Origin of the sequence: Aureimonas sp. N4, assembly GCF_001463925.1 — a bacterium.
GTDB classification, from domain to species: domain Bacteria; phylum Pseudomonadota; class Alphaproteobacteria; order Rhizobiales; family Rhizobiaceae; genus Aureimonas; species Aureimonas ureilytica_A.
The window spans coordinates 78,199-93,872 of sequence record NZ_BBWS01000044.1 but is presented as its reverse complement, the minus strand read 5'-3'; the positions used below and the strand labels follow the sequence as shown (position 1 = coordinate 93,872).

Annotated in this window: 11 protein-coding genes and 1 tRNA gene; 10 read left to right on the top strand and 2 right to left on the bottom strand. The window is 62.4% G+C overall.

The window, feature by feature from the left end:
• Positions 1 to 74 precede the first annotated feature (74 nt).
• The 7 genes from AUL28_RS14140 to AUL28_RS14110 all read left to right on the top strand — a co-directional run bounded on the left by AUL28_RS14140 (position 75) and on the right by AUL28_RS14110 (position 9,627).
• Positions 75 to 148, top strand: a tRNA-Cys gene (locus AUL28_RS14140).
• A gap of 121 nt (positions 149 to 269) precedes the next feature.
• Positions 270 to 920, top strand: a complete 651-nt coding sequence (locus AUL28_RS14135) for a protein-L-isoaspartate O-methyltransferase family protein (protein ID WP_058598232.1) — start codon at positions 270 to 272, stop codon at positions 918 to 920.
• A gap of 341 nt (positions 921 to 1,261) precedes the next feature.
• Entirely contained in the window at positions 1,262 to 2,722 is a 1,461-nt protein-coding gene (locus tag AUL28_RS14130) for a TolC family outer membrane protein (RefSeq protein WP_058633501.1), read from the top strand.
• Positions 2,723 to 2,897: 175 nt separating this feature from the next.
• Positions 2,898 to 3,707 (top strand): PopZ family protein, encoded by an 810-nt coding sequence (locus AUL28_RS23545; protein WP_280137278.1) that lies wholly within the window; start codon positions 2,898 to 2,900, stop codon positions 3,705 to 3,707.
• 152 nt (positions 3,708 to 3,859) lie between these two features.
• A complete protein-coding gene (locus tag AUL28_RS14120; RefSeq protein ID WP_062233711.1) occupies positions 3,860 to 6,637 on the top strand; it encodes a valine--tRNA ligase in 2,778 nt (925 codons plus the stop codon).
• A 321-nt stretch (positions 6,638 to 6,958) separates the two neighbouring features.
• The gene (locus AUL28_RS14115; RefSeq protein ID WP_062220451.1) at positions 6,959 to 8,308 is read left to right on the top strand and encodes a long-chain fatty acid transporter; all 1,350 of its coding nucleotides are present in this window, start codon (positions 6,959 to 6,961) and stop codon (positions 8,306 to 8,308) included.
• 587 nt (positions 8,309 to 8,895) lie between these two features.
• Positions 8,896 to 9,627 (top strand): tetratricopeptide repeat protein, encoded by a 732-nt coding sequence (locus AUL28_RS14110; protein ID WP_244493528.1) that lies wholly within the window; start codon positions 8,896 to 8,898, stop codon positions 9,625 to 9,627.
• 38 nt (positions 9,628 to 9,665) lie between these two features.
• Here AUL28_RS14110 and xth read toward each other — a convergent pair whose 3' ends face one another.
• On the bottom strand, positions 9,666 to 10,448 hold the full coding sequence (gene xth, locus AUL28_RS14105; RefSeq protein WP_062233708.1) for an exodeoxyribonuclease III: 783 nt from the start codon (positions 10,446 to 10,448) through the stop codon (positions 9,666 to 9,668).
• 133 nt (positions 10,449 to 10,581) lie between these two features.
• Entirely contained in the window at positions 10,582 to 10,929 is a 348-nt protein-coding gene (gene erpA, locus AUL28_RS14100) for an iron-sulfur cluster insertion protein ErpA (RefSeq protein ID WP_062220442.1), read from the bottom strand.
• Between the two features lie 135 nt (positions 10,930 to 11,064).
• Here erpA and AUL28_RS14095 point away from each other — a divergent pair, with 135 nt between their 5' ends.
• The 3 genes from AUL28_RS14095 (at position 11,065) to AUL28_RS14085 (ending at position 15,634) form a co-directional block, all read left to right on the top strand.
• Positions 11,065 to 12,282 (top strand): deoxyguanosinetriphosphate triphosphohydrolase, encoded by a 1,218-nt coding sequence (locus AUL28_RS14095; RefSeq protein ID WP_062233705.1) that lies wholly within the window; start codon positions 11,065 to 11,067, stop codon positions 12,280 to 12,282.
• Between the two features lie 78 nt (positions 12,283 to 12,360).
• Positions 12,361 to 14,112, top strand: a complete 1,752-nt coding sequence (gene argS, locus AUL28_RS14090; protein ID WP_062233702.1) for an arginine--tRNA ligase — start codon at positions 12,361 to 12,363, stop codon at positions 14,110 to 14,112.
• Between the two features lie 85 nt (positions 14,113 to 14,197).
• On the top strand, positions 14,198 to 15,634 hold the full coding sequence (locus AUL28_RS14085; protein WP_062233699.1) for an SPOR domain-containing protein: 1,437 nt from the start codon (positions 14,198 to 14,200) through the stop codon (positions 15,632 to 15,634).
• Positions 15,635 to 15,674: the final 40 nt, after the last annotated feature.

Sequence of the window (15,674 nt, the reverse complement as noted above, 5' to 3'; positions counted from 1 at the left end):
GACGCATGAATGCGAATGTCGTATGACAGGGCTTGCGCAAGTGCGGATCGCCCGGTAGGTAGCCATCCCACAGGGGCCTCGTGGCGGAGTGGTTACGCAGAGGACTGCAAATCCTTGCACGCCGGTTCGATTCCGGCCGAGGCCTCCAATCCCAAAACACCGTGAGCTTGATCGAAACCGTGCTGCCCATTCGCGCAGGAGCGGTTTCTCTTGCCAGTGTTTCGGCAGACGCCTATGGGTGGCGCGAAACCTCCAATCCGGGAACTGCCATGGATTTCGCGGCTGCTCGCACCAAAATGGTCGACAACCAGATTCGAACGACGGACGTCACCTCGCACGAGATTCTTCGCGCGTTCTTGACCGTGCCGCGCGAAATGTTCGTGCCCGCAGAGCGGCAGGCGCTAGCCTATATCGACGAGGATATTCCGCTGGGTGGCGGGCGCTATCTGATGGAGCCGTCGCCTATCGCCAAGCTCATCCAGCTGGCGCAGATCGGTCCGCAGGACGTGGTTCTGGATGTCGGGTGCGCCACCGGTTACTCGTCGGCGATTCTGGCTCATCTGGCGGGCTCGGTTGTCGCGCTCGAAGAGAACGAAGCCTTGGCCGATCAGGCAAGCGACATTCTGGCGCGGATCGGTGGCCTGTCCTGCGCCGTTGCCAAAGGCCCCCTCAAGGCCGGCTATGCTGCCGATGCGCCCTATGACGTGATCATCTTCCAGGGTTCGGTCGAAGAAATCCCTTCGGCGTTTTTCGAACAACTGCGTGATCGCGGTCGTCTCGTGGTCGTGGAAGGCAAGGGTCTGTCGGCCGATGCCAAGCTTTACGTCAAGGAAGATGGAGTCGTTTCGGGCCGGTTCGCCTTCAATTGCGGCGTGAAACCGCTCCCCGGCTTCGAGCGTGAGAAGACATTCGTTTTCTAACTATCCTTGATGCTGGCCGAGGACGTTGTGTGCCTCGGCCCTGTGGACAATTGGAATCGAATCCGAAAATCATCAGAGGCGCGTCGCGTTGCGGCGCGCCCTTTTTCTTAAGTGCTTGAAGCGTCGGGCAGGAACCAGACTGGTCAGTACGGAGCTTGCCTGAATCTCGGCGAAGGGGTCGGGTGTTTACGTGCTGTAAGTGTTTTAGCCCGGCCACACTCTTGAGCAAAATGGCGACTTTCGGCACGGGTGATCTGGTGTTCACGGGTTCGAAGGTTCATTCGAGTAGGTAAGGGAAGCCAAGGTTCGGGCTAGGCTTGTCTGATGTTGAAGATATCCTGATGCCATCAGGTTCGACGCCCGATATTCGGAGTGAGCCATTGCGGAAGAAGTCCTGGGTTCTGCTGTCCCTATCGGCGGCGCTTCTGCTGGGAAGCGGTAGCTTTGCCGGTGCCGAGACGCTTCGCGGTGCGCTGGCCAAAGCCTACGCCAACAATCATGATTTGAATGTCGCGCGCGCTCAGCTTCGCGCGACGGACGAAAACGTGCCGATCGCCAAGGGCGGACTTCGCCCGACCGTCTCGGCTGTTGGTCAGACGCAGGCGTCGCGGTCCAGCACGACCTTCGGCGACAATATCCGCTCGACCCGCTCCCGCACGGGCGCGCTCGTCGGCGGTATCGAGATCAACCAAACGATCTTCGACGGTTTTCAGACGCCGAACAATGTGAACGCTGCCGAGGCTCAGGTCCGCGCGTCCCAGAAGAATTTGGAAAACACCGTTCAGAACACGCTTCTGAACACGGTGACCGCCTATATGAACGTTCGTCGTGACCGCGAGATCGCCGCGTTCCGGCGCCAGAGCCTCGCCTTCCTGAACGAACAGGTCCGGGCTGCGCGGGCACGTTTCGACGTGGGTGAGGGCACCCGTACCGACGTGGCGCAGGCCCAGTCGCAACAGGCGTTGGCGACGGCGCTTTTGAATAGCGCATTGGCTCAGGTCGCCAGCAGCGAAGCGCAGTATCTCGATATTGTCGGCGATCCGCCGGGCGAGCTCGACAATGGCAGCCTGCCGCCACGCGCGACCTTGCCGCCCAGCGTGTCTCAGGCTCTGACGATCTCGCAGAACGAGCACCCCGCCATTCAGGCGACGCAATTCGCCGTGGATGCGGCGTCGTTCCAGGTGAAGGCGACCGAAGGCCAGCGCCTGCCCAATCTGGCCGTTACCGGTTCGGTCGAGAACACCTACTCGCTGAACGACACCGATCCCAACAGCGCCAGCCTGCCGGGCGTCGATGTGGTGACGCAGAATCAGGTGTCTGCCACGGTCGGCGCACGTCTGACCGTCCCGATCTATCAGGGCGGTATTGTCTCGGCCCGCGTTCGTCAGTCCAAGGAAGTCCTGGGTCAGCGCCGCATCGAGGTCGATTCGACGCGCGATCAGGTGCGCTCGGCCGTCGCAACCGCCTGGGCCCAGAAGCAGGCGGCGGAGGCTAATGTCACCGGCTACCGCGCGCAGGTTTCGGCCGCGCAGCTGGCTTTGAACGGCGTCATCGAAGAGCGCAATGTCGGACAGCGGACGACGCTCGACGTCTTGAACGCGCAGTCCGATGTCATCACCGCGCAGATTCTTCTGGCCGGCGCGCAGCGTGACGCCGTGGTCGCGGCCTATACGCTGGTGTCCTCCGTTGGGCATCTTTCGCCCCAGCGCTTGAGCCTGAACGTCGCGGCTTACGAGCCTGAAGAGCATTATCAGGCCGTCAAGGACAAGTGGTACGGTTTGCGCACGCCGGACGGTCGTTAAGAATAAGCCGCTAACCATTTATTAAAAAAGCGTTGCGAAGCGTCGTTAAGGCCCAGAAAAGGCTTCAACGACGCTTTCTTTGTCTCTACCTATGTTTCATCGAGGTCGCGTCAGGCCGCGAGTCGAGATCGGGTGCGGAGTCATGAGCAAGGCGAACGTCGCGCAAGAACCGTCCATGGACGAAATTCTGGCGTCCATTCGGCGGATTATCGAGACAGGGGAGGATCGGACGTCGCCGTCCGGCGTGCGACCGACGCCGGTTCGAGATGTCGCTCTCGACGCCATTCGCCGCGCGGCGGAGGATGCGGAAGCGACCGACGAAGTATTTCTCTCGCAGGCCCCTATTCCTCGAGCGGACGACCGCGCGACGGCGTCGGTTACGCCGCTTCGCGACACGGCGCCGGAGGCCTCGATCCATTCGCATGGTGTGGATGTCGATCATCTGACGGTTGAGCTGGAAAGTGAACTCGCCGCCTCCTGGGGCGATTTCGAGATACATCACCGCATGGATGGCGGGTCGCTGTCCGCCGTTCAGCCGGCAACAGCCTATGCGGCGCAAACTCATGTCGCGCCCATCCCAGCGCAGCCCCATTCGCAAGTCACGCCAGACCCGATGCCGACCGCCCCCAACAGGGAAGACACAGAGATGAGCGAAACCGCACGCCACCCGGCCTCCACCGACCGTTCGTCTTTCGAGCCCGCCAATACCGATCGCCGCGATCTCGAATCCCATGCCGATTATCAGACCTATTCCACGGCAGGACATGATCCGCTTCTGTCGGGATCGTCCGGGCAGATGGTCGCGGCGTCCTTCGAGGAATTGGCCCAAGCCATTCGCAACGGCGAATTGAAATCGCTCGAAGCCATGGCGCAGGACATGCTGAAGCCGATGCTGGCCGAATGGCTGGACGACAATTTGCCCCGCATGGTGGAGCGTCTGGTGCGCGAAGAAATCGAGCGCCTGTCGCGCGGCGGCCGTCGCTGAGCCGCTAACCTCGATGGGGTGCGAAAGGGGCGGTCCGACCGCTCCTTTTTTGTTTTAGGAGGCGCGGCGTGCGCTTGGGCGTTGCCGCCGCGTTGACACCCGCAAAACTCTGCCTGTAACCGACAATCCTCCTTTGGAATGGTTGGACAATCATGATCGAGAAGACCTACGACGCGGCCGTCGTCGAGCCCCGAATCGCGGAGCGTTGGGAAAGCGCCGATGCCTTCGCCGCCGGTGCGGCTGCCAAGCCCGACGCCGAGCCCTTCTCGATCGTGATTCCCCCGCCCAACGTCACGGGCTCGCTCCATATCGGCCATGCGCTCAACAACACGCTTCAGGACATTCTGGTGCGAAGCGAGCGAATGCGCGGCAAGAACGTCTTGTGGCAGCCGGGCCTCGATCATGCCGGCATCGCAACGCAGATGGTCGTCGAACGTCAACTGGCCGAGCGGCAGGAGCCCTCGCGCCGTACCATGGGCCGCGAGGCCTTTATCGAGCGCGTGTGGAAATGGAAGGGCGAATCGGGCGGGACGATCCTCGGCCAGCTCCGTCGTCTCGGCGCGTCCTGCGACTGGTCGCGCGAGCGCTTCACGATGGACGAGGGTCTGTCGAAAGCCGTGCGGAAGGTCTTCGTCCAGCTGTATCGCGAGGGGCTGATTTATCGCGACAAGCGCCTGGTGAACTGGGACCCCAAACTGTTGACGGCAATTTCCGATCTGGAAGTCGAGCAGCAGGAGGTGAAGGGTTCGCTCTGGCACTTCCGCTATCCGGTGGAAGGTCGCAATTACGACCCGGAGAACCCGGAAACCTTCGTCACGGTCGCCACCACACGGCCGGAAACCATGTTGGGCGATACCGGCGTGGCCGTGAATCCGGGCGACGAGCGCTATTCCGCGCTGGTCGGAAAGATGGTGCGCCTGCCCCTGATCGGCCGTCTCATTCCCGTTGTCGCAGATGATTATGCCGATCCGGAAGCCGGGTCCGGCGCCGTCAAGATCACGCCGGCCCATGACTTCAACGATTTCGAAGTCGGTAAGCGCAACGATCTGCGCCGCATCAACATCATGGCGGTGGATGGCACGATCGCGCTGCGCGACAATGCCGATTTCCTCGAAGGGCTTTATCCCGCCGATGGCGAGCGCGCCATTGGGCTGTTCGAGGGGCTCGACCGCTTCGCCGCGCGCAAGCTGCTGGTCGAATGGATGGAGTCGGAAGGCTATCTCGCCAAGATCGAGGACCACACGCATATGGTCCCCCATGGCGACCGCAGCGGCGTGCCGATCGAGCCGTACCTTACCGACCAATGGTATGTCGACGCCGCGACGCTCGCCAAGCCCGCAATCGCCAGCGTGCGCGAAGGACGCACCCAGTTCGTGCCGCGCAACTGGGAAAAGACCTATTTCGAGTGGATGGAGAATATCCAGCCCTGGTGCATTTCCCGCCAGCTTTGGTGGGGACACCGCATTCCGGCCTGGTATGGCCCGGACGGCACCATCTTCGTCGACGAGGACGAGGAGGCGGCGATCGCGGCCGCTCTGGCCCATTACGTCACCAACGGCACGATCACGGATGCGGAAGCCCGCGCCTACGCCGACGATCAGGAGCGGCTCGACCCGTTCCTGACGCGCGACGAGGACGTGCTCGACACTTGGTTCTCCTCGGCGCTCTGGCCCTTCTCCACGCTGGGCTGGCCCGACCAGACGCCGGAGCTGAAGACCTATTATCCGACGAGCGTGCTCGTCACCGGCTTCGACATCATCTTCTTCTGGGTCGCCCGGATGATGATGATGGGCCTTCACTTCATGGAGCAGGAGCCGTTTCACACCGTCTACGTCCACGCTCTGGTCCGCGACAAGAGCGGCGCGAAGATGTCGAAGTCGAAAGGCAACGTCATCGATCCGCTCGACATCGTGAACGAGTATGGCGCCGACGCCCTGCGCTTCACGCTGGCCATCATGGCTGCGCAGGGGCGGGACGTGAAGCTCGATCCACAGCGCATCGCCGGGTATCGCAACTTCGGCACCAAGATCTGGAACGCCACGCGCTTCGCGGAGATGAACGGCGCTGTTCATGGCCAGAGCGTGCGCGGCGAGGAACTGACCCTTGCCGTCAACCGCTGGGTCGTGACGGAATTGTCCCGCGCGATTGCGGATGTCGATACGGCTCTGGCGTCCCATCGCTTTAACGATGCAGCTGCGACGCTCTATCGCTTCGCCTGGAACATCGTGTGCGACTGGTATCTCGAACTCGCCAAGCCGATCTTCCTGTCGGACGACGAACAGGCGAAGGCCGAGACGCGGGTCGTCACCGGCTTCGTGTTGGATCAGCTCTACGCGCTTCTGCATCCCTTCATGCCCTTCCTGACGGAGGAGCTGTGGGACGTGACGGCGCCGGAAGGGCGCTCGCGCGACACGCTCCTGTGTCACGCGCCTTGGCCCAGCATGTCCTTCCGCGACGAGACTGCCGCCAGTGATCTGAACTGGCTGGTCGATCTCGTCGGCGCCATTCGCTCGGTGCGAGCGGAGATGAACGTCCCGCCATCGGCGGAGGCGGCTCTGGTCGCCGTGGCAGCGGACGAGGCCGTGCGGGAGCGCCTGGCACGGCATGATGCGGCGCTGCGTCGTCTGGCCAGGCTTTCGGAAGTGTCCGTGGCTGCAATTGCGCCGACGCAATCCGCGCAGCTCGTTCTGAGCAACGTCACCTACGCGCTGCCGCTGGCGGGAATGATCGACTTTGCCGCCGAGCGGACTCGCCTGCAGAAGGCCGAAGCCAAGCTCGTGGGCGAAGTGGAGCGAATCGACAAGAAGCTATCGAACGAGAAGTTCGTGGCGAATGCGCCCGAAGAGTTGGTCGAGCAAGAGCGTGAGAAGCGCGAAACGTTCTTGGGCGAGGCTCGCAAACTTCGCGCTGCGCTGGACATGCTGCAGTGACGAAAGAATTGTCGCACCGCATTATGTGACTTACGCGCAACGCATTTGAACTCTTCCGTAAAGGGAAGAGTTCCATATCGATTGGAAGGCGGAAGGATCGCGCAGGCAGGTCCTCCGCCTTTTCTTTAAATAGACTGGAATCGCAGGATCTTGGCGCTTGCGCTTCGCATCACGCTTCAGGTGTTGAGACGGGATCACAGCACTGCCACAATTCGCGAGATGGCCAGATCGTAAGGTTTCAACCAGAAGGCACTTATGACAGGCTCCCAGCAAGCCGAAGCGTCTAGAATTCGCGCGCAGACCGGTCTGGGGGAAATTTGCATGAAGTTCGCGCGTCAACTGATCATCGCTTCGACGGCGCTCGCGTCGACCATGGGAATGGCGCAGGCCGGCGGCTTCCAGCGTGGAACGGCCGATACCGACATTCTCTACGAACCGGGCACGTTCTCCAATCGACTGAGCTTCACCTATGTTTCGCCCCAGCGCGGCTTCGAGTCGATCAACGGGGTTCGCGGCGACTACGGGACCTATACCGGCAGTTATCAGATCCCCAGCGCGGCCATCAAATTCGGCGGCGAAGCGGCCGCCTGCGCTGGCAACTACGTGGAGTCCTTTGCGGGGGAAGGCGATTACCGATCGCTTCCCGGGGGCGCCCAGCCCGCGCAGTTTCCCGGCGGGGCGCGCGTGCGCGATCTGGAATTCAAATCCAACGAATGGAGCGCGACCTGCCGCGTGAGCTATACGCAGGATCGAATGCGCTTCAGCCTGCTCGGCGGTTTGTTCGTCGAGGATTTCGAGTTCAACGGAACTTCGCTCGCCAACCGCAATATTTCGGCCAGCCTGCCGGCTTCCCTGAGCCGGACGCTGGGCGGTCTCGGGGCCAGCCTTCTAGTTCCGGTCGCATTGACGGCCGATACCGACGCGAGCAACAAGCCTGGCTATCGCATCGGCGCGGCCTTCGAGATCCCGGAGATCGCTCTGCGCGCTCAGGTGCTCTACCGCTCCGAAGTGAAGCATGACGACATCGCAGGCACAGGCACTCTAGCCGCGACGGGTGACGCATTTGTCCAACTCGCGGATGGTCGCCGCCTTTCGATCCCAACCGCTGCGGCCTTCCTCGCCGGCAACGGTATTTCCGTTCCGTCGGCGCTGATCTCCGCTCTTCCGACCACGGGAACGGTTCTGGCGAGCGGTCTTCCGGCATATCAGAACACGGCCACGAGCCCGCAAAGCCTGAACGTCAATTTCCAGACCGGCATAGCAGAAGGCACGCTTCTGCTCGCTTCATTCCGCTGGACGGACTGGAGCACCAACAAGGCCGTTGTGACGACGGTAGCGGGCATTCCCAATATCAGCCCCTACAACTGGGATGATGGCTACACCGTGAGCCTCGGCGTCGGCCGTGCCTTCAATGAGAACGTCTCGGGCAGCATTTCGATTGGCTACGACAGCGGCGTCTCGCGTGGGTCCGAAACGACCTATACGGATATCTACACGCTGTCCGGCGGCGTCTCGCTCAAGAACAACAAGTGGGCGGAACTCCGCTTCGGTGGTCTCGTCGGCTACTGGACCGGCGGGAGCCAGAGCGTCAGTCGGGGTGCGCTTTTCAATGCGACGGTCGGCGACGACTGGGTCTATGCGGCAAATGCCTCGCTGAAACTCAACTTCTGACCGTCGTACCTACCGATCAATGAGCGTCTGCGCCCGGCTTCGTCCGGGCGCTTTTTGTGTTGCCGGCTCGGAATCAACTCGTTCGCAAAGTTGCCGAGGGGCATTCTGTGGAGTGACGGCAACAGTATTGTGCGATCTCATCGGATAACATGGATCCGCGAGATGGTGCCCCGTTGCCGCCATAAAAGAACGGCAAGACCCGGCAAGCATCATCGCTGGAAAGACTCGATTTTCCCTTAGGATTGGTCGGGTCGTTGAGGTGTCATGACGTTCGACCAAGTTCCCGTCAGTAAGGTCGCTCAGGCCCTCGTCAGACACCCGAATCTTCCCGGGAGCCGCCGCGATATTGTGTGTCAACAAACGTCCGTCCCTCGGATGTCCGCTCAAATGCGGACGACGTTTGGCGTGATCACGATCGGTTCGTCTTGGGAAACTCGCGTCGACGGTTCGATGGGCTCCAGCACAATTGTCCTTCGGACTCGAGACGCTTGAGTTTCGTGCCGATGCGTCTGACCGGTGTTTCCGTCCTATGCCTGCCATTTGTGATCGTCTGCAGCTTGCTGGGGCAAGCGTGGGCTCTCGATCCCTTGTCCCTGGCGGCAGACCCGCACAGCAAATCGCCGCGCGAGTTTTTCTCGATGGGCTTTGCGGCCTATAAGCGCGGCCACAAGCTCGAAGCCTTACAGGCCTTGCAGCGGGCAGCCGATCTCGGTCATGCCGGCGCGCGTTGGAAGCTCGGTCAGATGTATGCCGAAGGCGACGGCGTCAAGGAAGACGATTTCGAAGCCTTCAAGATGTTCGAGGAAATCGTTCGCGATCAGGAAGACGATACGTCTTCCTCGCCGAACGCGGCCTATGTCGCGAGCGCAGTGATCGCGCTGGCGGAGTATATGCGCAGCGGCATTCCCGGCACGCCCGTTTCGGCGGACCCGGCGCAGGCGCGCCAGCTTTACGCTCATGCGGCGACTTATTTTGGGGACGCGCAGGCGCAGTTCGAACTGGGTCGAATGCTGCTGGCGGGCGAGGGCGGGCGCCCCAATCCTCGCCAAGCCGCGCGCTGGTTGCAACTTGCCGCCAAGAAGGGCTATGCGAAGGCTGAGGCGCTGCTCGGCTATCTCCTGTTCGATGGCGAAACGATTTCGCTTCAGGCCGAGCCGGCCAAGGGGCTCGCCATGCTGACGCGCGCGCTGAAGGCGGCGCCCGACAAGGACAAGGATTGGATTCGTCCGCTTCAGGAGGAAGCCTTCTCCCTGTCGAGCGAAACCGAACGACGCACAGCGCTGGCTTACGCGTCCCAGAGCGACCCGGACCCGCAATAAGCGGCCAGCCGAATCGGCCAGCTTTCAGTCGCGGGTTCTCAGTCTTCGATATTGAGCACGACCGGAACGTGGTCGGACGGCTTTTCGCAAGCCCGGACATATTTGTCGATCCGCACGCCCTTCATGGCCGCCGATAGCTCGGGAGACAGGAGCATATGGTCGATGCGGATGCCGTTGTTCTTCGGCCAAGCGCCGGCCTGATAGTCCCAGAACGTATAGGTCTGTGCGCGGTCCGTGGTGGCGCGAAGGGCATCGACCAGACCCAGATTCATCAGACGACGATAAGCGGCGCGGCTTTCCGGCTGATACAGCGCGTCCCCCAGCCAATCTGCGGCATTCTTGGCGTCCTCCGGCTGCGGGATCACGTTGTAATCTCCGGCGAGAACGAACGGCGTCTCCTCAGCCAACCATTGCCGTGCAGTGCGCTCCAGACGCTCCATCCAGCGAAGCTTATAGGGGAATTTCTCCGTGCCGACCGGGTTGCCGTTGGGAAGGTACAGCGAGGCGATGCGGATCGGACCTCGGCTCGTCGACCATAGCCCCGATATGAAGCGCGCCTGCTCGTCCGTCTCGTCGCCAGCCAGCCCGCGCTCGATCGAGAGGGCTGGGGTCTTCGACACGAGCGCGACGCCGTTGAAGCCTTTCTGGCCATGTGTTTCGATCTGCCAGCCGCGCGCTTCGATTTCGGCGCGCGGGAAGGCCTCATCGACGCTCTTGATCTCCTGAAGGCAGGCCACATCAGGCTGACACTCGTCCAGCCATTGAAGAAGAGCGTCGAGCCGCGCCTTGACGCCGTTGATGTTCCATGTGGCGACCAGCATCGAAACTCTCCGTGAAGCCCGAGGCCTGCGAAGACCGTCTGGGACCACCACAATCCATCATAGCGGCCCTGAAAACGCGGCTGGCGCGTTTCGGTCGCTGACCTGCCCGCCATGCCCTTGCGGGCGCGCCCTGTCAAATCGAGAAGGAGGTTCCGCATCCGCAGGAGGCGACGGCGTTCGGATTGCGGATCTGGAAGGACTGGCCCATGAGATCGTCCACGAAATCCACGACCGATCCGTCCAGATAGGCGAGGGAGGTCTGGTCGATGACCACCCGCGCGCCGTCCTTCTCGATCACCAGATCGTCGGCTTCGGAATCGTGCGTCAGATCGAACTTGTAGGAAAAACCGGAGCATCCGCCCCCTTCCACCGAAATGCGTAAGGCGTTTTCGCTGGGCGTCTTTTGAAGAATGGACAGGATCCGCTGTGCGGCTGCGTCGGAAACCGTGACGGGCGTCGTCGTTGCGAGCACTTCGCTCATGTCGAATTCGGCCAGCGGAACGCGCTGTCCGACCTCTGCTTGTTGACCTCGTGCTCCTAACGTATGGATGCGCTCCCGGTGGGTCAACGCCGGGCCGAACCGATGTTTCGGCGCGCAGGCGAAGGGATGGGCTGCATGGCGGCGGACTCAAGCTTTATCCCGATCGGCTTTGGCCGCTGCGCTCTCGCGCCCTTTGCGAGCGATCCCGAGCGGTCGCGCGGCCGCCTCGTGGCGGAGTCGGACAGCCCGACGCGCACGCCGTTTCAGCGCGACCGGGATCGGATCATCCATTCCACTGCCTTTCGTCGGCTCAAGCACAAGACCCAGGTTTTCGTCGCCTATGAGGGCGATCACTTCCGCACGCGCCTGACCCATACGATCGAGGTTTCGCAGATCGCTCGTGCCTTCGCGCGTGCGCTTCGGCTGGACGAGGATCTGACCGAGGCGATCGCACTGGTCCATGATTTCGGCCATACGCCTTTCGGTCACGCCGGGGAGCGAGCGCTCGACCGCTGCATGTCGCCCTATGGTGGCTTCGACCACAATGCGCAGTCGCTGCGGATCGTGACGGCGCTGGAACGGCGCTATGCGGAGTTCGACGGTCTGAACCTTAGTTTCGAAACGCTGGAGGGGCTGGTCAAACACAATGGACCCATGCTCGGTCCTCACTCGACCTGGCAGGGTGAGGTGCCCCGCCCGATCCTCGAATTCGACGCGCGCTATCCACTCGATCTCTCTCGGTTCGCTAGCCTGGAAGCCCAGGCGGCGGCAATTTCCGACGACATCGCCTATAATACTCACGATCTGGACGATGGGCTGCGAGCCGGGCTGATCCATCTGGATGATCTCGCCGAACTGGATCTGGCAGGTTCCATTCTGCGGGACGTTCGAGCCCAATATCCCAATCTCGACCCGGCCCGCATGGCGAACGAGATCATGCGCCGCCACATCACGCGCATGGTCGAAGACGTGATCACCGCGACTTTGCGACGGTTGCAGGAGGATCGCATCGAGACGGCGCAGGATGTGCGCGATGCCGGCCGGACCCTGCTTTGTTTCTCGCCCGAGATGGAAGAACTGGCCCGTCGGACCAAGAGCTTCCTCTTCGCGCGGGTCTATCGCAGCCCAAGCGTCTCGCGTGTCATGACGCGGGCGGAGACCTTGGTCGAGGATCTGTACCATCGCTTTGTCGCCGCTCCTCAAGAAATGCACGGAGCCTGGAGCGAGGCGTTGGAAGGTCTGGACGCGGCGCGCCTCGCGCGGCGCGTTTCGGACTATCTCTCCGGTATGACCGACAGCTACGCGGTATCGGAACATCGCCGCTTGTTTGACGATACGCCCGAATTGCGTTAGGCGCGCCGCTTCAACTCCCGTTCGGACGAGCGGTGGGCGGCGTCTCGTTGTGCCGGTTTCTCCAATCTGGACCTGATCATGAATATCTTCACCGACTTCGAGCAGCGCGTTCGCAAAGCAGTTGAAGTTATTCTCTCCGCACGCGGAATTGAGGGAGCCGATCTCTCCCGCATTACCGTCGAGCCGCCACGGGACGCCAGCCATGGCGATCTCGCGACGAATGCCGCCATGGTTCTGGCCAAGCCGCTGGGACTGAAGCCGCGCGACCTGGCGGACGACATCGCTGCCAAGCTCGCGGACGACGCGGATGTCGCATCGGTCGAGATCGCCGGGCCGGGTTTCATCAATCTGCGTCTCCAGCCGGCTTTTTGGACGAACCATCTCCACGCGCTTCTGATCCAGGGCTTGGATTACGGTCGTGGTGCGTCGACCGGGCACCGCGTGAACGTCGAATATGTATCGGCCAACCCTACCGGGCCCCTTCACGTCGGCCATTGCCGGGGCGCTGTCGTCGGCGATGCGATCGCCAATTTGATGGGCTTTGCCGGTCATGACGTGACCAAGGAATATTACATCAACGATGCGGGCGAGCAGGTGAACGTCCTCGCCCGCTCCGTTTTCCTGCGCTATCGCGAAGCGCTGGGGGAAACGATCGGCGAGATTCCGGTCGGGCTTTATCCCGGCGACTACCTGAAGACGGTCGGCTCGGCACTCGCCATCCGCTACGGCCGCGCGCTTCTGGCGCAGGATGAGGCCGAATGGCTTCCCGTCGTGAAGGCCTATGCCATTAGCGCCATGATGATGAGCATTCGGGACGACCTGAAGGCGCTCAACATCACGCAGGACGTGTTCTTCTCCGAAAAGACGCTACATGAGGGCGATCCGAGCCGTATTGCCGCCAGCGTGGAGGCGCTGCGCGAGCGCGGTTTTGTGTATCAGGGCACATTGCCGCCACCCAAGGGCCAGCTCCCCGAGGATTGGGAAGACCGCGAGCAGACGCTGCTGCGCTCGACCGATGTCGGGGATGATGTCGACCGTCCACTCGTCAAGTCGAATGGCGCCTACACATACTTCGCGGCCGACGTGGCCTATTTCGCGGACAAGTTCGCGCGCGGCTTCGACGAGATGGTCTATGTGCTTGGCGCGGACCATGGTGGCTATGTGAAGCGTCTGGAAGCGGTGGCAAAGGCCGTGTCCGGCGGCAAGGCCGAGGTCGATGTCGTCCTGTGCCAGCTCGTGAAGCTGTTTCGCAACGGCGAGCCGGTCAAAATGTCCAAGCGCGCCGGCGAGTTCGTGACGTTGGCTGATGTGGTGGAAGAAGTCGGCCGCGATGCCGTTCGCTTCATGATGCTCTTCCGCAAGAGTGACGCGCCGCTCGACTTCGACTTTCAGAAAGTCACCGAACAGTCGAAAGACAATCCGGTTTTCTACGTTCAGTACGCGCACGCCCGCGCTCTGTCGATCGTGCGCCAGGCGCAGGCCGAGGGCATCGACGTGTCGGCTCTGGACCGGGTCGATCGCGATGCGTTGGCGCGTCTGACGGACGAAGGGGAAGTTGCGCTGGTGCGCAAGCTGGCGGAATATCCACGCTTGATCCAAAGCGCGGCCCAGGCCAAGGAGCCGCACCGCCTCGCATTCTATCTCTACGACGTCGCTTCGGCCTTCCACGGGCAGTATAATCGCGGCAAGGATCAGCCCGAGTTACGCTTCGTTAAGCCTAACGATGTGACAATGACCGCAGCTCGATTGGGATTGGTTCAAGCCGTCGCCTTCGTCATTGCCTCTGGTCTCAGTCTGGTCGGCGTATCGGCCCCCGAGGAAATGCGTTGACGCTCCACGCTTTGACCATGTTCGACCCATAGGGCGGAAGGACGTTCAGGAAATGACGGATCGCCTCGGTTCTAGGAGGTGATCCTTGCGTGAGGTCGGCGCGATGAAGGACTACAGGGACGCCCATTTCTCCGCGACCGATCGCGATCCTTTCGCGGATCTCGTTCGCGCCGTCGAGGGCTCGTCGGGGCGTGGTTCTTCGCAGGCTGCCCGCCAGGATTGGGCGGGTTCGCATGGCTATGAACCCGTTCTCGGGCCGGAAGATCGCGTGGCCGCCCCCATGCCGCAGGGGCGCCCGTCGCGACCGGTGAACGCGGAGACCCAGGAAGCCCTGCGCAATCTTAGCCAACCTGCGCGCCCCCGCGATCGCTATCCGACGGAAACACAATCGTTCGCGCCGGCTCGGGAAATCGAGCCCGAGCCCTATGTCGCGCCGCGTCAGCAATTGTCCGACACCCGCCAGACTTTGACGCTGGATGATTTCGACGATCTGATCGCCAGCGAATGGGCCGCGATGCAGCCCGCTCCGCAAGCCTATGACGAAGACGAATACGGCTATGACGATGATCGTTATGGCGAAGAGGCTGCCGCGAACGTGCGTCGTCCGTCGCGCCTGCGCAAGTTCGCGATGGTCATGGGCGGCATGGCCGCGACCGTTGTGGTCGCCGTGGCTGGAACGATGGTTTACACCGGCGGCGGCTCGCTCGCGCCGGGCAATGACGGCCCGATCCTGATCAAGGCCGACGCCCAGCCCTACAAGGTCGTTCCGGCCGAGACGGGCGGCCGGACGATCCCGAACCAGAACAAGGCGGTGTACGAGCACGTTGCGGCCGGAAACGCCAAGGTCGATGCGCCGACGCAGCGCAAGCTCGTGACCGCGATGGAAGAGCCGATCGACATTTCGGAAAACGACGACGCATCGTCCGCCGCTCTTCCTGGCGTCATGGTCGGAGAGAATGTCGCATTACCGAGCGAATCGGATGCCGAGCCCGAAGTGCCGCCGGCACCCGGCGCACAGGTCGCCTCGGCAGAAGGGACGCTCCAACCGCGCAAGGTTCGCACACTGACGGTGCGCCCGGACGGCTCGCTCGCGCCTGCCGCCGAAGAGGCGAGTATCGCCGGCCAGCCGGCCATGCTGCCGACGTCTTCGACGCCGATCGCCCATAAGCCGGCCGCGGCGGCCCCGGTTGCCGCAGTTGTTGCGCCGACCATGCCGGCCGCCGCTCCGCAGCCCGACCCCGTTCAGGTGGCGTCGGTTCAGCCAGCGCAGCCAAGCGACGATGCGTTCTTTGTGCAGATTTCCTCGCAGCCGAGCCAGGCGTTGGCCGAAGAATCGATGGCCAACCTGTCCAAGCGGTTTTCCAGCGTGATCGGCGGCCGCAATGTCGGCATCAAGTCAGCCGAAATCGCGGGCAAGGGAACGTTCTATCGCGTTCGCGTGGCGGCCAAGACCAAGGGCGAGGCGGCATCCCTGTGCGACAGCCTGAAATCAGCCGGCGGAAGCTGTTTCGTGACGCGCTGAGCCTCGCGGCTGGCTTCACGATCAGCGTTCAGCTGCCCGG